The organism is Pedobacter caeni (assembly GCF_900129215.1).
Lineage (GTDB): Bacteria > Bacteroidota > Bacteroidia > Sphingobacteriales > Sphingobacteriaceae > Pedobacter > Pedobacter caeni.
Map to the genome: position 1 here is coordinate 1,143,521 of NZ_FQUQ01000002.1, position 20,086 is coordinate 1,163,606.

The window sequence follows — 20,086 nt, forward strand, 5'->3', positions numbered from 1 at the left end:
AGGGTTTTAACCTGAATGTCATACAAGGGCTACGCAAACGTTTGTGTAACCCTTTAAAATACAGTTGATTTACAGTTTTACCTGCCGGATGATGTTCTTCACATTCAACTCTATAATGTCTGTCATGGTCTCACAATCCAGGTAATTTGGGTCTGCAAAATGATCTGCCATACCTGCTTTTAAAGTATTGGTGTTTTCAATGGTGGTTAAGGTATCTGCATTAGATACATCTCTGAGGTCTGCCAAACGGTGCCTTTCACTGCGGACACGGTGTAATATGGAGGATTTTTCTTCCTGTTGATATTGTAGGAAGGTCTTATCGGTCAGCTCTTCCATGCATAATTTTACAAAAGGAAAATTCTCCTTAAAAAACTGAGGCAGGTACACTTTTACATTTCCTTCATAAAACTGTTGGTCAAAGTCAATGGCTCTGATTCTGAATTGGATGTCGTCAAAATCAGGAGTGATCTGTACAACAAAGTTATACGCCCTCATATCTCCAAGTAACATCACCAGGCAACGCTCATTAAATTTGACAAACTCTTTGGCAATGCGCGTCTGGTTATATTCGGGATTATACAGGTATGTCTTCGCAAAAACATCACCGGGGATTCCTGCGATATGTTCTTCGATCAGGGTTTCTCTGTCTACCAGGTAATTAACTTGATTTGGAGATAAGATCTCTTCGAGTTCCAGTCCGTAAATCCTGGAAGCATCTGCTTTTTTAACATAAAAATAGTCGTATACATCATTCAGACGGTTGACAATCCTGATCCGGAAAGGGTGTGTATTTCCAAAGGTGCAATATTCAATCTTGTCAATATATTTATGCTGAACGATGCGCAGGTTTCCCGATGCTTTTAAATTGGCGTAGATGACTTTTAAACCATTATGCAGGTTTTCAAGGTGATCTGAGGGGTATATCGGACCTTCCCAAAGCGTATCCTTTCCGTTTTTATCCATGATGGGATAAGACTCATCAAATAGCAACAGGTCGTTATAAGTAATCGGAAGTTTGGCTTCCCGCTGGTAGCTTTTAAGGTATTTCTGCAAAGCAGCGGAAACCGGGAAAATCGGCTTTTTACGGGATATTTTTACGTCTGTAGGTTCCATCACTGAATATTTTGTGATTCAATTTAGTGTTTTCTAATTGATCTCTCCATATCTGATTTTAATTGTTGTTCAGCATCTTGGTAATGCTTCTTGTGAACCTGCGCAAAAGCGAGCTCTCTTCGGTAATGATTTCCACTTCTGCCTGCATCCCGTTTTTCAATACGATCTTATGTTCCGGATCTTTATTTTCAAATTCATCAAAAGCGATTTTGGCAATAAATACACTGTCCTTAAAAGCGACATCGGAGATGTAATTTACATTGCCGCGGATCAGGCCATATTGTTCAAAAGGGAAGCTCCGCATTTTTACCAATGTTCTTTGTCCGACTCTGATCTTGCCCATATTGTCCTGAGGAATGTATACTTCCCCAAAGAAATTGGTGTTCGCCGGGTTGATGATGAAAAGTTCCTGATTGGCATTTACCGTTTGATTTTCCTGGACAATCCCTGCATAACTGACCAGGCCATCAACCGGTGCGCTTAACACGTATAGCTTTAGCCAGCCATCGGTCTCAGTAATCATATTGCTCAGCGATTGTACAAATTTTGCCTTTTCTTCCTGAATGGTATGGTCAATCTCCAGTATTTCCTTTTGCTTGGCGGCATAAGTGGTATTGTTGTTAATGAGCGAGGTAACCGTTTGCTCCTGCGGATATTTTCCAGCCAGGTATTTGTTTTCCTGTTGCTTATATTCATTAACAGAGATCACGCCTTTTTGATAGAGTTTTTTATAAGCTTCAAACTCCTGTTCAATATTTGCGTACTCCTTCTCCTGAATCTTTCTCTGAACCATAATCTGGCTCTTTAATTTTTCAATTTCCAGTAGGTCCTGCTGCAAATACCTTTTACGATTCAGGTAATACCCTCCGTTTTGCGTAGAGATAAATTGAAGGTATTGCTGATAGAAGTTCTGGTAGGAAGCTTGCAACTCGCCCAGGCGTAAATTTTCTAACGTTACCGCTTTTGCAAGCCCGTTTTTGTTCAGTTGGGTATTGATTTCCGTTAGGGCTTGAAGTAATTGAAGAACGTCACGATGATTGGCTGTACTTTCCATAAAAGCAAGAGGAGCGTTTTGTTTCACCTGCGTGCCTTCTTTAACAAGGAGGGAAACGATCTTTCCCGTTTGCTTTACATAAACCAGTTTTGGTGCATTCAGAGAATTTACCTTCAGGCGCGTTTTCACGATATCAGGATACTGTATGAATGCCGATGCCAGGATGATGGAGGCTAAAATCAAAAATACAAGGGTACTTCCTCCCCTCAATATCCATGAAGGAACTGCCGTAATGATCTCCTGAACTTCTTCACTATTGATTTCAAATCCCGGAGTGACCTTTTCTTCTGTTTCTTCAATATTTTCTGTTGCCATGGTATTTAAAAATTCAAAAGACGGTATTAAGCGCCCAATTCCAATTGATTTCTTACAAGTTCATAATATTCACCTTTATTATTGGTTAACTTCTCATGGGTACCCTGTTCTACGATCATGCCTTTGTCCAGAACGATGATGTTGTCTGCATTTCTAACTGTGCTCAGGCGATGGGCAACCACAACTACAGTCCGGCCTTTAAAAAAGGTTTCCAGATTCTCCATAATGGTTTTTTCATTATTGGCATCGAGGGCATTGGTCGCTTCATCAAAAAAGATGTACTCCGGATTTTTATACACCGCACGGGCAATTAACATCCGCTGCCGTTGTCCCTGGCTGATGCCATTTCCGGCAGCTCCGATTTTGGTATTTAAACCCAGGGGGAGCTCCTCAATAAAACCATTGATATTGGCTACTTTTATGGCATGAAGTAATTTAGGTATATCAGGGTGTTCATCGCCAACGGCAATGTTCCTGGCAATAGTGTCAGAAAAAATAAAGCCATCCTGCATCACAATCCCACATTTCCCCCTCCAATACCGGTAGCTGATCTGATTCAGATAAGTACTGCCTACTTTGATATCACCCTTTTGAGGCTCATAAAACCGAAGTAGTAGTTTTAGAATAGTTGTTTTACCACTACCGCTCATCCCCACAATTGCAGTGGTCTTTCCCTCAGGGATGCTCAGGGAAATGTCTTGTAATACAGGTTCATTACCCGCTCCCGGATAGCTGAACGTTAAATTTTGAAAAGAAACATCCTTATTTAAGGGAAGTTCGTGCATGAATGACTGATCCAGCGGCTCTTCATCCTGAAGTTCATGGATCTCATTTAAACGTTCCAAACTGATTTTTGCATCCTGAAACTGTTGCAAAAAGCCTAACAACTGCTCTATCGGGCTGTTCAGCTGGCCCACTATATACTGTATGGCCATCATGGCACCAAGGGTTAGCTGCCCGTCAATTACTGACTTAGTGACAATAAACGTAATCAGAATATTTTTACCCTCATTGATGAAGAAAGTTCCAAACTGCTGATACTGGCCCAATGCCAGACTTTTAACACTGAACTTAAACAACGAAGCCTGAATTCTTTCCCATTCCCATCTTTTTTGCTGCTCGCAATTGTTCAGCTTAATTTCCTGCATTCCGCTGATCAGCTGGACAATGTTACTTTGGTTTTTAGAAGAGATGTCAAAACGCTTAAAATCAAGTTCCCTTCTTTTTTTGAGAAAGAAAACTACCCATAACACGTAAACAACAGTGCTGACTAGAAATATGATAAAGATCGTGACGTTATAATACATCAATACAAAGGCGAAAACAACGAGATTGAAAAGCGAGAAAATGGTATTTAAAGATGATCCCGTCAAAAAGCTTTGAATCCTTCCCTGATCAGTCATGCGCTGCATGATATCCCCGGTCATTTTTGTATCAAAAAAGCTCATAGGGAGTTTCATGATTTTAATCAGGAAATCGGTCAGTATGGAGATGTTGATCCTGGTACTGATGTGCAGTAAAATCCAGGAACGGATAAAGTCAACACTCAACCGGCCTAAAAATAACATCGTCTGTGCAATCACGATGATATAAACGAAGTTCAGGTTCCTGGAATTGATCCCCACATCGACCAGCGATTGTGTTAAAAAGGGTAAAATTAATTGCAGTAAACTACCTACACCCAATCCAACAAACAATTGGACAATCAGCTTTTTATATTTGGCTAAATAACTGAGTAAGTAAGTTAAGCTCAGTCCTTTATCAGGGTCACCTCCCTGATTATAAAAATCAGGAGCAGGAGAGAGCATCAGGAGGATTCCTTCCGCCTGCCCGTCATTGTAAGTACTGATCCAATTTTTTTTTAATTCCTGCTCGGTATAGGCAATCAGTCCTTTTGCCGGATCTGCAATCAGGTAATTCTTCCCTTTTAAGTTTGGTTTTGAAGGGATCTTGTACAATACAACAAAATGGTTTTGAGACCAGTGTAAAATACAAGGCATTTCTACTTCTAAGAGCTGATCCAGACTAATCCTTACACCGGTAGTCCGGAAGCCTATTTTTTCAGCAGCTTCGCTGATGCCCAACAGGGAAACCCCTTCCCGGTTAATTCCTGAAATTTCACGCAATCGTTGTAAACTATAATTCCGTCCAAAATGTTTGGCAATCATGCGCAGGCATGTTGGACCGCAGTCCATCTGATCCGGTTGTTTATAAAATGGAAATTTTTTCAAGGGCTACAGCATTTATTACGTTTAAAATCTAAATGATTAACCAATAAGGAATAATATGAGGCAATCTTACTTAGTGTTTTAAATATATATAAATTAAGATTATTATAACAAATAATATTCCCGTTATTGAGAATTTAATTGCTGTATTAAAAAAAGAAGTTAATAATCGGTATAAAATAAAGAGCTTTATAGTGAAGTTCTTTTGTTTCGATATTCAGAAGGGGAAAATCCGGTGTTTTTTTTGAAAAAGCGGCCGAATAAAGATTGATCTCCAAATTGTAACTCATTCGCGATCTGGGCGATACTGGAACTTGGTTCTGAGAGTAATAACCTTGCTTCCATAATGGTGGCGTCATCAATCAGTTGTCCGGCAGTTTTTCCGGAGATCTCCTTTACTACTTTTGATAAATGTCCTCTTGTGACAAATAAGGAATCCGCATAAAACTGAACACTACGCTGACTTTTGAAATTTTGCTCCAGGATTTTTAAAAACCGGAAGGTCAGTTCTTCTTTCCTGGACATTTCTATCCGGATATCCGCATTGTTGTTTTTGTAAACAACTGCCAATTCGTACAGTAATAAGTTAAAAATAAGTGATACAATCTCATCCCCGAAAAGTGCAGGGTTTTTATGGGTGTTTTTCTCCAATAGTAAAGTGGAATACTGTACAAACTGTTCCATTTCGGCAGGCTTCAGTGATAACTTCTGGATCATATTGGAAGCATAAAAATCGAAGGAATTCACTTCATTTTTCTTAATGGTATTCTGCAGGGCAAAGTCAAGTGTAAAATTGATCACGATCAACTGGAAGTCTCCATCCATTTTAAGGATATGCATAACAGTCTTAGGCGTAATCACAATAACGTCGCCATCACGGAGTTCATAGCTGGTCAGGTTTAACTGTACCTTTAACTGTCCTGAGATAATAAATACAATCGTATAATGATTGGCACGGTAAGGATAAGGGAAGGGGATCCCTGTACTGCTGCTATTGTTAAAATACACATGCAGCCCATCGGATTGAGGAGGCTCTCCTAAAATCTCCAGCATGTCTGCGATAGAGTGTTTGATGATCGTATTATTCTTCAACCTGTTCCTGCATTAATTTTCCCTCAGTGAGTCAGTTTCTTTCTAGTGAAAGAAGTTGCTGGCGAATATAGAACTTCCTGCTTTAATTTTTGCCGTACTTTAATAATCATAGCGCTCCAATGAATAGCGGCCTGCAGCCATCTGCTGCAGGTCACATTTTTTGTTCTCAAGAGCTTATTGCAAGGTTCCAATCGCCTTTTTGTACCTGGATTCACTCAGTTTAAAAGCTGTTTTTGCATCAATGATATCAGAAAGTGCCTGTTGCCATAGGACCTGTGCCTCCAATACATCCTGACCAATCACTGTACCTGCCTTAAACCTGTCGTTATTTAGTCTTAAATTCTCCTCTGCCTGAACCAAAGATTTTTGACTGAGTCCGATCTGCTGAAGGGACTGTTTCAGTTCCAGATAGGAATGCTGAATCTCCAGATTGATCGTTTCTTTGGCTTCATCCAGCTCCAGTCTTTGTGCACTGGCCTTAAATTGTTGTTCTTTTACTTTTTGTTTCCGGTTTCCCCAATCAAATATTGGAATGTTGACACTCAGTAGTCCATAAAATGAAGCCATGCCATTATTTCCATTGGAAAAATTGATTTTTTTACCAGCCGCATAGAGGCCATTTGCGCTTAGTGCGACAGTAGGCTTCCGATCTGCGTTCAGAATTTTACTTTGTAATTCCTGGATTTCAACAGCCTTGTTCAGCATTTGGATCTCAGGGCGTGCTGCGGTGGCAATGGTGATGTTTTCCATCAGGCCAACGGCGTGTTCCTGCTCCGGATTATCTTTAACTTCCAGATGACTTTCTGCTATACCGGTTAGCTGAGCAAGGTTTAATCTGGCCATGGTGATCCCGTTTAAGGCTTTAGTCAGGTTCAATTCAGCCTGATTCAGCTGAACCTGTACCCTTAGGAGGTCATTCTTGTAAATTAAGCCTACCTGGTAAGAATTGTTCAGGTCCTTAAGCAAGGAGGTCAACAGCCTGATGTATTCCTGGGCGAGCACTCTTTTCTCCTTCATGTTAACCAGTTGCCAGTAGGCACTTTCGGTCTGAAGCAGGACTTCTGTTATGGTAAGGCTCTTTTGCGCATTTTGTAAGTCCAGCATGGAGGCGCTGCTCTGCTTGGTATAACTGATCTTTCTGCCGGCATAGATGACCTGGTTTAATCCCAGGGTACTGCTTGCACTCCATTCGGGCAGCAGGGTGTTGAATGGCTTAGCGACATACAGGCCACTTATTTTTCCATCCAGAACAGGCTTGTCTAAAGTTTGGGCTGCAAGCTTTGCAGATCTGGCGGCTTCCACCTGTTGCTGCATTCTTTTGATCTTTTTATTGTTTTCCAATGCCATTTCTTTGGCTTCAGTCAGGGAAATGATGCCTTCCTGAGCCATACTGCTGAAGGAGGTCATACTCATGGCAACAGCACCCAGGGCAAAGAGGTATTTTCTTAAATTCATATCTTATAGCTTAATAAATCGGCCCATTGATACCGCTGCCCTGTTTTATCATAAATCAATCAAAACATCTCATTCAGGACAGCAGTTCAAGGGTTTGTTAAAGGACTTCCCCGTGTATCGGTTTATATAGGATTTCGTCTTCCGGGTCAGGTTGGATTAAAGCACTTTCCTCTTCTTTTTCCGGTCGGATAAATTGGTTGTACAGGACAGGCACCACAAACAGGGTGAGGATCATGGATACGATCAGACCAAAGGCCAGCACACTTCCCAGTGGCGCCCACATTGGTGATTTGCTCAGGATCATTGGGAATACGCCAACTGCCGCGGCCGAAGAGGTGAGAAAGATCGGTCTCATCCGGCGTTTGGCAGCAGCCAGCGAGGCTGCTTTGATCTTATAACGGTGGTCTCTGATGAGCTCGTCTGTATAGTCAACAAGGATAATTCCGTTTCGGACCACAATTCCGATTAAGCTGATGATGCCCATGAAGGCAGTAAGGCCGAGTGGGTTTCCGGTAATGAACAGCCCGAAAAATGCCCCGAGTAAACTCAGTGGAAATGTAGCCAGCACGATCAGTGATTTTCCAAGGTGTTTAAACTGGAACAACAGTGTCAGGAAAATCAAAATGATACTTACCCCAAGGCAGACCATCATCCCGGGCTGATTGTCGGCACTGGCTTCTTCATCACCACCATATCCAAGCGTTATTCCTTTGGGAAGGGCTATCTTTTCAATTTCGGGTTTTACAGCTTTAATGATTCTGGAAGGTTTAATTCCAAGTTGTGCTTCTGAAAGAACGGAAAGCATCTTTAAGCCATTACGGTGTACCAGTGTTCCGGTATGCCACGCAGGTTCAAGTGTGGCTACTTCTTTTAACGGAACTTTGCCACCATAGGTGGAGCTGATGTGCAGGTTTTCCAGCGCACCTGTGTTTTTCCGGCTGACGGAGTCATAACGAAGAAAGATGTCTACGGGTTTATCTCCCTCCCAAAGGGTAGAGACCGAGAATCCTGTCAGCCCGGCACCTAGGGTTTGTGTAATGGCCTGATTGGAAATACCCAGCCTGTTCGCTTTATCTTCGTTGATGTTGAGCTTAAGTCCGAAGTAATCTTCTTCACTATCCAGACGGACATAATTTGTTCCTTCAGCCTTTTGTAGGATTAGCCTGATTTTTTCTGCCACTCTTTTCTGGTCATTTTCATTATCCCCGATTACCCTGATGGCGATCTGCGCTTCATCCTGAAAACTGAGCTGTTTCATCTTGATGTTCCCATCGGGAAGGAAGCCTTCCAGTTGATCAATATAATCTTTCACCATATCGTCGGATGCCTGATTGCTTTTTGTACTGATAAATATCTGCGCGTAATTCCGTCGTGGTGTAACCGGGGCATAGGTGGTATGAAAACGGGGGGAGCTCATGCCTATGAAACTGGTAATATCCACTACACGGTCGTCTTTCTTCAGGATTTTTTCAAGCTCCTTCACTGCTTGTTCTGTTTTTTCAAGTGATGAGCCTGTAGGCAACCAGACTTCCATATTGAACTGATTTCTCTCACTGATAGGGTAAAATTCAGGATCTACTTTTCCGGCAATGAGAACGGCCATCAGAATAGAGCCTATTCCGCAAAGCATAATGGTCTTAGGCCATCTGAAAGCCCATTCCACCGCAGTGTCAAAACCATTTTGTAACCTGTCCAGCAAACTTTTTTTAATTGGACGATCACTCATTTTATGTTTTAATCCTTTTTTGATAAAGAGGTAGCACATGTAAGGTGTAAGGAGCAATGCCACCAGAATCGAGTTGATCAGGGCAATGCTGACCGTTACCGGTAAGGATGCAGAGAAATCTTTTGCGATTCCTTCCTGGAAAAAGGCCAATGGAGCAAAGGCAAAAATGATGGCCAGGGTAGCGGTAAGAATAGGGATAGACAGCTGTTTGGCCGATTGCCATGCGGCGGTCCAGGGGGAGATGCCCTCGTCTAGTTTTTCAATGTAATTATCAACCACCACGATCGCGTCATCCACCACCATTCCAATCACAATGATCAATGCGGCAAGGGTAACCTGATGTAATTCCAGTCCCATCATGTTCATCACTCCAAAGGTGACGATGATGGAGATTGGTGCTGCCAGGGAAGCAACAGTGGCTACACGTAATGGCAATAACAGCATCACCACTACAATTACTGCAACGATAGCCATTCCGAATTCGATCATGAAATGGCTGATGCTGTCGGCCACAATTTCGGGCTGGTTGACTACGGTTTTGATCTTGACATCCGAAGGGAAGGTTTTCTGAATTTCCGCAATCTTTTCTTCCAGCTTTTTACCAAACTGAACGATGTTGTTTCCTGCCTGCATGTCGATAGACAGAACCATAGCCTGTTCTTCGCCAATGCGTACATATGCTGATTTTTCCTCAAAACGGCGTTCTATGGTAGCAATGTCTTTCAACCTGACCAGAATTCCCTGCGGAGTGGTATAGATGATCTGCTCTGCAACCTCTTTCTCCGATTTATACCTGCTGTTACTATGAATGGGGATGATATTGCTGGATCCGGGATTCAGTTCTCCGGAATATCCGGTAATGTTCTGCTGTTTCAGCACATTCATCACCACAGCGAGGTCAAAACCATATTGTTGTAACTTCTGGTCGTTTACATGGAGGTAAAGTTGTTGTTTCTGTACCCCGCTTCTGTTGATCTTGGATACGGTCGGAATGATTTTCAGCCCATCTTCCAGTTTGTCCAGGTATTTTTCAATTTCTGCATAACTACGTTCAGTGGAGGAAACAGCCAGAATCATGGCAGTTACTTCACTGAAACTACTGTTGACAAACGGACCGATCACTCCGGGAGGAAGTTTTGAACGTAAATTTGCGTCCATATCCAGTTGCATCGTATGCCAGAATTTCTTCCTGTCTTTGATTTCGGAATTCATTTCCACGGTGATGAAGGTTTGTCCCTCCCTGGTCTCAGATTTGGTTTTTTTCTTTTTTACCTCCTCAAATGAGAATAAATATTGCTCTATCTTTTTGGTCACTTCCTGCTCCACCTGACGCTCATTTGCTCCAGGATAAAAGGCATAAACCATTGCTACAGGCATGTCAATACGTGGGTTTTCACTTCTGGGCATATTGATCAAAGCAGATATGCCGATGAGGAGGAGCAAAGCCGTGACCACAAGTACGACCTGCTTATGTTTCATTGCAGCTTCTAAATAATGCATTTTTCTTTTTTTATGTGTCATTACCTGTTCGATTTTTCTTTTTTAAACTACTTTGTATCTCCGGCAAACTTGATGGGGCTTCCATCTTCCAGCCTGGTATGCCCGCTAAGAATGAGCTGATCTCCGGGCTTTATTCCGGACATAATTACTACCTGATTCCCACTGTTGACTCCGGAGGTTGTAATCCGTTTTTTAACAGCTGTCTGTCCGTCTTTAGTGATAAAAACATAATTGATATGGTCAGCATCCCTCAGAATGGCTTGCGCAGGAATAACAATGGTCTCTTTTTTCTTCCCGGTTTCAATCCGGATATTGGCAATCATTCCGGGCAATAGTTTCCCCTCATTGTTGTCTATTTTGATTTTGACCTCATAAGTCCTGGAGGAGGTCTCGGCCCTTGGATTAATGATGGTTATCTTACCTGTAAGCTTTTTGTTCAGAACAGGAACCTCAACTATGGCATTTACCCCTTTAGAGAGGCTGCTGATTTCACTTTCTGTGACCGAGGCCCTGGCATATACCTGATCTGTTTTTACCAGGGTCAGGACCGGTACTCCCGGAGCGGCAGAAGCACCGGTTTCCGTGATTTTTTCAGTTACAATGCCGGTAAAAGGAGCGTATAGCCTGGTATCTGCCATTCTTTTGCCAGCCATGCTTTTGTTGGCCCCGGCCTGTGCCATTGCCGATTTTGCGGAAATAAAATCTCTTTCCGGCAGACTTCCTTTCTGATACAGCTCATTCAACCTTTTAAAGTTATCGGCTGCCTGATCGTAAACTGCTGTGGCAATTTCTAATGCACTTTGATAGTCGTTGGTTTCTATGCTGGCCAGTAATTGCCCTTTTCTGATGTGCTGGCCTTCCTGTACTGCTATCGAAGTGATCCTGCCGGGGATGCTGAATCCAAGGGAAACGGTATTGTCGGCTTCTATTGATCCGCTGTAATCGAACTGCTCTTCACTTTCCTGCATTTGTACTTCTGCAATGCTTACCCTGGAAGCAGTTACATTCGTTGCTTTATGTTGCTCCGCCCCACAGCTACTCATTAGGGCTGCGATGAGCAGGAAGGATAGGGGATTTCTTGATAATCGTGTCATGATATATATTTATGATTTTATGTTTTATGGATGGGGTTACAGGCAGATGAAAGCTTGTTCATGAGGAGGATAGGCTTCTGAAAAAATATCCAGTATGTACCTGCCGATCAGTCCTGGAGCATCCCTTTCTTTTGAGGCGTTTTGTGTTTCTTCTTCAAGAAATAAGTGGTAATAATTGGTTTTAATCCTGTTTCTTTCTTCAGACACAAGTTCGGCGATGTGCGTTTGTACATTCAGGAGAAACTGATCTGCCGGACGGAGGGATTTCTGGGTATAGTTTTGCGTCATGGCAACGTACATACAGCTGGTATTTCTCTTGTGGGTAAGAAAAATCTGCGAACAGATCAGACATGGGGTCAATTCGTTTGCTGTTGTTTTCTTCAGTTCCGATATTTCTACATCAGTGAAAAAGGAATAACTTTTCGTATCATTTTCGACAATAGTAACAATCAGATCTACCTCCATAAAGATCTTTTTCAGCATTTCAGAAACTACAGTTGTCCTGTTGAAAATAACATCTGTCAAAAAGGTAATGAGTTTACCGGTCCTGATGTCTTTTACATAGGCTTCCAGCTGCATCAGCTTTTCCATGCTGAATGCGGGCACAATAACGGTGGCACTTTCCAACAGAAAGGACTGGACAATGTCTTTTCCGATGTCGGTAGTGCCGTCGATAATAAATATTTTTTTATGATGTAATTGCTCAGTCCTCATTGCAGTTCTCTTTTAGGTTCGATGATGCTACAAAGATGAGGGACTGAGCAAGCGTTGGAAAGGGCGTTTTAAGGTGGAAATTGGTCCAAAAGAGTGATTTTTACTTTTTAATATCCATTTCCTGCTGATAACAGTCGATATATTGGGCTAAATGTAATCCGTCACATAGTGCATGGTGTACATGGATAGAAAGTGGAAGTAAAACCTCCTCTTCCCGGAAGTTAAATTTTCCGAATGCGATTTTTGGAATATAGTCCTGACCGGATGTTGAATAAGCATGTTGCATGCTGGAAAATTGAATTCCCGGAAGAACGGTATAGTGAATAATGTTCTTCAATTCGGGCCTCATGGTTAAACCTTTTTCCATTTTTACAGCGTTAATAGCGATTTTAGTCTGTTTCATAAAAAGAGAAAAGTCCTCATAGTATTCAAAATAGGCAAAGCCGAAGGTTTCGTCATCTCTCAGGACAGTTACTGAGCCGGAAATTTGCTGGTATTCGAATACCAGATCCCGTTCTATCCGGTATTTAAATTCCTTGATTTGTTGAATGGCCTTGAGCGACTTATGCAGGTAAAATAAAAAAAAAGGAATGTGGTTGGCTTTGCAATAATGATAAGCGTCTGTACAATTCAGCGCTGTGTTGACCCCAAAAAATGGCTGTTCAAATTCCTTAAAGAAATAATAATGATCTTTTCTTTTCCAGGTTTTAATATCTATTATAGATTTGTTCATGTTTTTCATTTGCACAAATTGCATGATCAGCGGATCTGACCATATGCAGGAACGGATTTAAAATTTACCCAAACGGATTATGTATCAAATCGAAGGAAAAGAATTCGCAACATTGCTGAAAAGGGAATTTGTTAAGGGATTTCAGGCAGAGGAAACATCGGCAACTTTAAAGGATAAATTCCAATGTCAGACAAAAAGCCTTCGTAATTCGGATTTTGACATTTTGCATTTTAATGCAGATTTTAAGACTACTGTCAGGATCAATAAACTGGAGGACACAACGCATGTAAGTTTGCATTTTGAGCTATCGGGTAAGTCAGACGCTTCAATTACAGGGTTTAAAGAAGTGATGTCTATGGAAAAGGGCCATTTTAATGTAATGAATTGTGTAGATCCTGTAAGTACCTTTACTTTTCCTGAGCAACAAAAATATGAGTATTTATGTATAGGGCTTAAACCAGCGTTTTTCAGGCAGATACTTGCGGAGTGCGGAGATAACTTTCAGGAAATCTATGACCGGACTGCAGGAAATGAATCGTTTTCATTATTTAACCGGAACAGAAAGATTGACCATTGGCAGCACACCGCACTGGCTCTCCTAAGTACCCCACCCGTTGCCGATGCATTAAAAACAAGCTATATCACCTCTAAAGTAAAAGAACTTGTTCTTTTAACACTAAACCATGATTTGCAAAATAATAAGGTTAAAGTGGATGACATTTCAACCGTAGATAAAGAGCGGCTGATGAGTTGTAAAGCCTATCTGTCTGAAAATTTTCTGCATCAATTGACCCTGGGAGAGATCAGCAGGAGCTTTATGTTAAATGAATTCAAGTTAAAAAGAGGTTTCAAAAAATTGTTTGGAATTACAGTTTTTGGTTATATCCAGCAACTCAGGCTAAACCACGCATATGTATTGCTGGCTGGCGGAGGCTTTAGTATCGGAGAAATCGCGGCGATGATAGGTTATACTTCTGATTCTGCGTTTATTCGTGCTTTCGGACAGTATTATGGTCACTCTCCGGGAAAACATAACCTCCGTCTTTAAAAGAGAAAACCGGCTTGAAGACCGGTTTTCTCTTACTGATATTGATTTTTTATAACTTAAAAAGTACAGGCAATTTTGCCATATACATAGCGGCCACTAAATCCAAACTGGCTTACTGCCCTTGAATATAAGAACCTTCCATTGGAGGTATTGTCTAATCCACCAGCATAATTGCTGCCAGCAACACCGCTTAAATTGTATTCACTGTTTCTGGGATCGATGTATAATTTATCAGGATATACATCAAAGATGTTATTGGCACCTACAGTCAGGGTCAACGCTTTACTTGGGGCATAGCTTACAGAGAAATCAGTCACCCATTTTGGGGCAAAAACCTGATCCATCTGTACAGGTAAGCCATTTGCCGGAATATTTGGATCAACTGCATTCAGAAAGGTAACTTCCCCAAAGCGAACGGTTCTTGCTACAAAGCTCAATTGGTTTACGGTATAATTGGCTGTAATGTTCAGTTTATTCTTAGGAACAGAGCTTTCAAAGCGGGAACGCTCCAGGCGATCAAACAGTTTCGCTTTAAGCGTCGGGTCACTTTCGATTTTTGGTGAGCCTTTAATCTCTCTTACGATGGTTTTGTTCAGATTTCCTGCTACACTTAATAACAGACTGCTGGAAGTACCCAGGATAAACCTGTTGGTCAATACCACATCTAAACCGGCAGTATTTGTTTTGATGGCATTGGTGAAAAACTGAACACTATTCACCTGGGCATTTGGATCAACCGTATTTAATATGGTATTTACCACTCCATTGGGAATCAAATTAGATAAGGCATCACGCTCGCGGGCATATTGACTGGAGAAAACAATTCTGTCATCGATGTCAATGTTGTAGGCGTCAATGGTAAAAGTGAATGTCTTCGCAATTCTTCCTGCCAATCCTAAGCTTCCCGATCTGGAGATTTCAGGTTTCAATGCACCTACACCAAATTGAGCAACAATGGGATTCTCATTATTTACAGTTAATACCTGAGTAGGGACTGAATTGACAAACTGTGTGCTCTCATTATTGAAATAACTTTGGTGTAAAGATGGGGCCCTGAAACCGGTTGCATAAGCACCGCGTAATGAGATCTCTCCAAATAGTTTTATTTTACCTGCAAATTTATAGGAGAAATTGGAACCAAAGTCACTAAAGTTTTCATAACGTCCGGCAGCTTCAAGCATCACTCTTGAGCCAAATTCAGCTTCAAAATCCAGATACGCACTCACATTATTTCTGGATTTATTAAGGGCGTTGCTGGGCTTGAAGCCTGGAAATACCTGGGCACCTGCGGCAGTGAAGTTCGCTCCCAACTTTCTGCCAGGGATATTTTGTGAAGGTTGGCCAAAGGAATAGGACAATTCTTCCCCGGGTTTGATCTGATAATTGTCTATCCGGAATTCTCCACCAACAGCCGTATTTAAGGAGGTCAGGAAACCACCGTCAAAAGTATATTTCTTATCCAGGTCTAAATTTGAGGTATTCTGTCTGAACAAAAGTTTACCCGCATAGAATGAAGTCGGACTTGTTCCCAATGGGAGCGAAGCATTAACCGTATTATTGATGTCGAATCCAATGTTGTTTTCTCCACTGGTATTGCTCAGGTCATAATTCCAGCTGCCCAGTTTGCCTTTCAAACCAAGGGAAAAAGAAAGGTCATTGATTTTGGTATCAATGAGTGGAAGGAATCCATTTGGGTATATAGTCAGGTCAATCTGACTGGCTTGAGTAGGTAAGCGGAAGAACCCGGCAGCGCTTCCTGTTTTATGGGTATACCCTGCGACAAAGTACAGTTCTGCATTTTCGGAGAAATTATACTGTCCATTCAGAACGAAGCCACCGTTTTTGGAATCTGAATTTCCTACCCGCATGTTGTTCCTATCCATGCCATTGGCTGCTGCTCTTGCATCATCTGCGGCTTTCAAACTGGCAAATCTGGCCTGGAAAGCAACTTCTGTTTCTGTTGGTCCTTTGGTTGGGGATGCAGAATACAATAAAGGGCGTGTATCTAAACCACCACGGTTGGTAAAACCGCGCTGCAGATATTGTCCTGCGAAATTGATAAATCCCCTGTCATTCTTAAAGGCCCAGCCTTTGCTGAAATCTACCTGGAATGTCCGGCCATCATTAAATTCCCTGCCTATGGCTTTCGAATCAGACTGACCGAAAGAGGTGGAAAAGCTATATGGAGTGATTTTTTTTAAGACCACATTGATGACCCCTGCAATGGCATCAGAACCATATTGTGCAGCAGCACCGTCACGTAATACCTCGATTCGCTCGATGGCAGCAACAGGGATGGAGTTCATGTCTGTACCAACTGTACCACGGCCAAAAGTACCATTGATATTGACCAGAGCAGTAGTATGTCTGCGCTTACCATTGACCAATACCAGCACCTGATCCGGGCCTAAACCACGTAATGAAGCCGGGTCAATGTGGTCGGTTCCATCAGCAACAGTTTGTCTGTTGGAGCTGAAAGACGGGGCAACATAGTTTAGGATTTGCGTAACATCTACCTGGGCAAAAGTCCGGACCTCTTTACTGGTAATCAAATCTACGGGAACCAGACTTTGAATATTGGTTCTCGGAACAGACGACCTGGAACCAACAACAATAACATCGAGTAATAGTTGTTTGGCATCCCTAAGGCTGAAATCCTGAGTTTTTACGGTATTGTCTATTTGAACTTCCGTTTCGGAACTCTCATATCCGGTAAAGGATACCCGTATTTTATAATTCCCGGCTGCAGGGAATTTTAAAGCATACTGCCCATCCCCAGCTGTGGAAGTGGCAATTTTAGACCCAACTACCTGAATGGTAGCACCAGGAATAGCAGCGCCTGCAGAATCAGTGACCTTCCCTTTTAAGCCCTGGGCAAATAATTGACCAGAGAGCATCAGGAAGAAGATCAGAAAAATGGTTTTGTGTAAATTTTTTTTCATAAGGTTGTAGGTTTATACAGCAATATAACAAAAAAATTACACGAATTTTTGGGAGTAGGGATTTAGATACAAAAATGTCTTGTAATGGATGGAGTTGATTTTAACTTACTTACACCAGGTTTTGACATCAAGTTTGTTGAAATGCGCACAGTTTACCGCGCTTTCTTTGGAGATCAACAGGTAGGGCTTTTTGCCAGATTGGCTCATCATAGAATAATAGTTGTTTTCATCTTCGGCATATAGCCAATATTCTCCTGAGCCTGTATTCATTTGATTTACCTTAAACCTGAATAAAGAACTTTCTTCAGGAATGAGATAACCCTGGCCCGTACCGAGGCCCCAGAGATTGCCCATCACATTTGTTTTAATGCTCAATATTAACAGGACAAGAAGAAGTCCAAAAAATAATAATTGTTGTTTCCCGGAATTTGCTTTGCCCATCATTCAGAAGAGCTATTCCTGTTCCAGCTTTTCAATTCTTCGGAGATGAAATAGTTGACCAGGTCCCGGTACATCTTTTCTATAGCATCAGGAGAGAGCCCTTCTTCTATTGCCCATTCCTTTCTTTTCTCCAACATGCTTTTAAACCTTTCCGGAGCTTTTACCGAGTTCTCGTCTTTTTTAAATTTCGCGGCAGCCTGCACGTATTTAAAGCGCTGGCCTATCAGTCTGATCACCTTTCTGTCCAGGTCATCAATCTCCTTGCGGATCTCTTCCATGTTTTCACATGATGCTGCAGTCTTCATATCTGCAAATATAAGATCTCATTTGGTCTTATTTTAATAGTTAAAAGTCTGATCCTGCCATTCCGGGATTCCGGGGCCCCGTACTTTTGTATCATAAATAATTGAAACAAAATATGTTGTCACTAAGAAAGTATATCGTCGTTAAAGGAAATCCAATTTTATTTCCATCTGATCTGATCCATGCAGAGGTGGCAGGGAAGCACAATGAAGTAGATAGTGCCGGGTTTTTTGTAGTGGTTAAAGAAAAAGGACGCAAGCGGGTGATCTGTATCGGGGAGAGTACTTCCTTATCAATTTCCAGCAAACCGGAAAAAGATCAGCAACTCATTGCAAAGTACCTCGGACTGGATTAATACCGGATATTATTCTGTATTAATCATGCTAACAAAAGAATTAAAAAATTAAACATCACACACAAAAAAAATAAACAATTAATCATTTTAAAAAAGAACATCATGAAAATCAAATTTTTAGCAACACTGGTAGTTATAGCCGCAGCATTTACCGCATGTAAAAAAGACAATAATCAAAATCCGGAAGAAACAACGCTTCCAACAGGGCAATACAGATTGATCGAAATGCATGAGTTTGATGCTCAGGGGAAAGATTCAGCAACAGTTAAATTTCCGGTAAGCGGGCTTAGCCTTACGTTTGATCAGGCTGCAAAAACTGCAAACTTATCTGGAAAACCAGAAAACATCCAACTGACAGGTACTTACACCGTAACTGGTCTGAACAAGTTGAAAGATGCCAAAATTTCTACTTCTAAAATTGCGCCGGGTGAGCACGATATGAAGGTTGTTCAGTTTTTAGAACTTGGACAGCAGTTTGAAACCAAAGGTGGAACCGTAGTGATCAATACCAAAGATCAGGGTTACCTGGTATTCAGCATGCAAAAATAACCTGATAGGGGTTTCTTTATCAATTAGTAAAGGGGGATTGCGGGTGTGCTTTATGCATGCCTGCTTCTTCTTTTTTCGTTTCTCAGCCCATTGGGCTGCAAAAAAATAATATATGTCAATCTCCTCAATTATTACCAATGGAAGCGCTTATCCATATGTTCCGGATGGCGATGTGTTTCATAAATTACATCCGGATCAGCTGCTGACAGAAGTGGTCAAGCTTATGGTCGACAACAATTACCAGATGCTGCCGGTCTGTGAAAACGATACCTGTATTGGTGTAGTCTGCCTGGACGACTTAATCGCTTTCCTTTTTCATGGACAAAATTACCATGAACTGCTTTTTCATAAGCTTAATTTCGATCTTCGGAGTACCATTCTGACGCTGATGTCGCTGCATCAGAAATCCAGCCTCTCCAGCTAACTCTGCTTTACCAGTACTTCTGCAGGTAACAGGCCAAACATTTTCTTATAAACTTTTGCAAAGTAGTTTGGGCTGCTATAACCCAGTTCATAGGCAATTTCCTGTACACTGTTGAAATTGCCACTTTGCAATAATTTTTGGGCGAGCAGGAGTTTCTCATTCAGGAAAAAGTTATTCGGGCTTTCCTTCAGTATCTTTTTAAAGAGTGTTTTGTATTTCGAAACCGACATTCCCGCCAGTTCCGCCATTTTTTGTAAACCTGGGAATTCTTCCAGTAGATGATCCAGCAGGTACTGTGATGTTTTCAGTACATTGTCGATGTCGGGCTGAGAGAGTTTGTTAATGATGGGCTCAAAGCGACTCACCCGCTCCACAAGGTAGCCCAAAAGGTATAAGGCAGTACTTTTGAGCTTTAATTCGAATGAGGGATTTGTAAAAGGTTGTTCTTTCAGGCTGTTGAGCAGGACTTTACTTCTGCTGTCAATGTGGCTATAGAAGAACAGGGTGTTTTTACTTTCATCGAAAAGCTGGTTGTTGACGGAAAGGTCTCTGGTTGAAGCGCCCAATTCTTTTAAATAGCTTTTTTCAATAAATAACCTCAGGCTGTACGAACGTTCCCCAATCGGAGGCATGAGAATTCCTTTTGAATTGGCATCCATAAAACTCATTCCCAATTTGGAATGGTATCCGGCTTTATGAATGCTGCCTTCTACAATATGTGTGGTAATTTCATCTCCAATATCAAAATAGACCATGTAATAATTGTGGTCTATGGGGATTCTGGTAATGGCTACAGGAACATGAAAGGTCATGTCCAGCAGCAGGACCGACAGACCCGGTAAAACCTCCAGAAAGATGGAACCCCCGGAAGCAATTCCTTCGGGCATGATCAGTATTTTATTGTCGATGAGCCGGGCGCCTAGTTTCTCAACGATTTGTTGCTGCCATTCCGGACCTAAAGTATAATGATAGAAAAACGCTATTCTTTCAGTTGTCATGG

Annotated in this window: 17 protein-coding genes; 4 read left to right on the forward strand and 13 right to left on the reverse strand. The window is 41.7% G+C overall.

The window, feature by feature from the left end; genetic code table 11:
- Nucleotides 1-69: 69 nt before the first annotated feature.
- The 9 genes from BUC20_RS12340 to BUC20_RS12380 form a co-directional block, all read right to left on the reverse strand.
- Nucleotides 70-1,113: a hypothetical protein gene (locus tag BUC20_RS12340; RefSeq protein ID WP_073231217.1), complete on the reverse strand. Its 1,044-nt coding sequence runs from the start codon at nucleotides 1,111-1,113 to the stop codon at nucleotides 70-72.
- 58 nt (nucleotides 1,114-1,171) lie between these two features.
- A complete protein-coding gene (locus BUC20_RS12345; RefSeq protein ID WP_073231218.1) occupies nucleotides 1,172-2,482 on the reverse strand; it encodes a beta-barrel domain-containing protein in 1,311 nt (436 codons plus the stop codon).
- A gap of 26 nt (nucleotides 2,483-2,508) precedes the next feature.
- Nucleotides 2,509-4,713, reverse strand: coding sequence for a peptidase domain-containing ABC transporter (locus BUC20_RS12350; protein ID WP_073231220.1), 2,205 nt, complete (start codon nucleotides 4,711-4,713; stop codon nucleotides 2,509-2,511).
- Nucleotides 4,714-4,899: 186 nt separating this feature from the next.
- Nucleotides 4,900-5,802: a helix-turn-helix domain-containing protein gene (locus tag BUC20_RS12355; RefSeq protein WP_143166772.1), complete on the reverse strand. Its 903-nt coding sequence runs from the start codon at nucleotides 5,800-5,802 to the stop codon at nucleotides 4,900-4,902.
- Nucleotides 5,803-5,976: 174 nt separating this feature from the next.
- A complete protein-coding gene (locus tag BUC20_RS12360; protein ID WP_073231223.1) occupies nucleotides 5,977-7,257 on the reverse strand; it encodes a TolC family protein in 1,281 nt (426 codons plus the stop codon).
- Between the two features lie 97 nt (nucleotides 7,258-7,354).
- Nucleotides 7,355-10,483 carry an efflux RND transporter permease subunit gene (locus BUC20_RS12365; RefSeq protein WP_073231803.1) on the reverse strand — a complete coding sequence of 1,043 codons (3,129 nt, stop codon included), beginning with the start codon at nucleotides 10,481-10,483 and terminating at the stop codon, nucleotides 7,355-7,357.
- Between the two features lie 47 nt (nucleotides 10,484-10,530).
- A complete protein-coding gene (locus BUC20_RS12370; protein ID WP_084528776.1) occupies nucleotides 10,531-11,577 on the reverse strand; it encodes an efflux RND transporter periplasmic adaptor subunit in 1,047 nt (348 codons plus the stop codon).
- 36 nt (nucleotides 11,578-11,613) lie between these two features.
- The gene (locus BUC20_RS12375; RefSeq protein WP_073231226.1) at nucleotides 11,614-12,291 is read right to left on the reverse strand and encodes a hypothetical protein; all 678 of its coding nucleotides are present in this window, start codon (nucleotides 12,289-12,291) and stop codon (nucleotides 11,614-11,616) included.
- Nucleotides 12,292-12,391: 100 nt separating this feature from the next.
- The gene (locus tag BUC20_RS12380; protein WP_073231804.1) at nucleotides 12,392-13,024 is read right to left on the reverse strand and encodes a CatA-like O-acetyltransferase; all 633 of its coding nucleotides are present in this window, start codon (nucleotides 13,022-13,024) and stop codon (nucleotides 12,392-12,394) included.
- 79 nt (nucleotides 13,025-13,103) lie between these two features.
- Between BUC20_RS12380 and BUC20_RS12385 the strand changes: the two genes are divergently transcribed.
- Nucleotides 13,104-14,072 carry a helix-turn-helix transcriptional regulator gene (locus BUC20_RS12385; protein ID WP_073231228.1) on the forward strand — a complete coding sequence of 323 codons (969 nt, stop codon included), beginning with the start codon at nucleotides 13,104-13,106 and terminating at the stop codon, nucleotides 14,070-14,072.
- A 56-nt stretch (nucleotides 14,073-14,128) separates the two neighbouring features.
- On the opposite strand, the gene BUC20_RS12390 is transcribed toward BUC20_RS12385, so the two are convergent.
- The 3 genes from BUC20_RS12390 to BUC20_RS12400 all read right to left on the reverse strand — a co-directional run bounded on the left by BUC20_RS12390 (nucleotide 14,129) and on the right by BUC20_RS12400 (nucleotide 17,760).
- The gene (locus BUC20_RS12390) at nucleotides 14,129-17,014 is read right to left on the reverse strand and encodes a TonB-dependent receptor (protein ID WP_073231230.1); all 2,886 of its coding nucleotides are present in this window, start codon (nucleotides 17,012-17,014) and stop codon (nucleotides 14,129-14,131) included.
- Between the two features lie 105 nt (nucleotides 17,015-17,119).
- Nucleotides 17,120-17,458: a hypothetical protein gene (locus BUC20_RS12395; protein ID WP_143166773.1), complete on the reverse strand. Its 339-nt coding sequence runs from the start codon at nucleotides 17,456-17,458 to the stop codon at nucleotides 17,120-17,122.
- Nucleotides 17,455-17,760, reverse strand: a complete 306-nt coding sequence (locus BUC20_RS12400) for an isochorismate lyase (RefSeq protein WP_073231234.1) — start codon at nucleotides 17,758-17,760, stop codon at nucleotides 17,455-17,457. The genes BUC20_RS12395 and BUC20_RS12400 overlap by 4 nt, the downstream gene beginning before the upstream one ends.
- A 113-nt stretch (nucleotides 17,761-17,873) precedes the next feature.
- On the opposite strand from BUC20_RS12400, the gene BUC20_RS12405 reads away from it, so the two are divergent.
- From BUC20_RS12405 to BUC20_RS12415, 3 genes are all read left to right on the forward strand, one after another.
- Nucleotides 17,874-18,113 (forward strand): hypothetical protein, encoded by a 240-nt coding sequence (locus BUC20_RS12405; RefSeq protein WP_073231235.1) that lies wholly within the window; start codon nucleotides 17,874-17,876, stop codon nucleotides 18,111-18,113.
- 102 nt (nucleotides 18,114-18,215) lie between these two features.
- Nucleotides 18,216-18,662, forward strand: coding sequence for a hypothetical protein (locus tag BUC20_RS12410; protein WP_073231237.1), 447 nt, complete (start codon nucleotides 18,216-18,218; stop codon nucleotides 18,660-18,662).
- Between the two features lie 112 nt (nucleotides 18,663-18,774).
- Complete coding sequence (locus BUC20_RS12415) at nucleotides 18,775-19,086, forward strand: CBS domain-containing protein (protein WP_073231239.1); 312 nt, start codon at nucleotides 18,775-18,777, stop codon at nucleotides 19,084-19,086.
- Here the strand turns inward: BUC20_RS12415 and BUC20_RS12420 are convergent.
- On the reverse strand, nucleotides 19,083-20,084 hold the full coding sequence (locus BUC20_RS12420; RefSeq protein ID WP_073231241.1) for a helix-turn-helix transcriptional regulator: 1,002 nt from the start codon (nucleotides 20,082-20,084) through the stop codon (nucleotides 19,083-19,085). The genes BUC20_RS12415 and BUC20_RS12420 overlap by 4 nt on opposite strands.
- Between the last annotated feature and the right edge of the window lie 2 nt (nucleotides 20,085-20,086).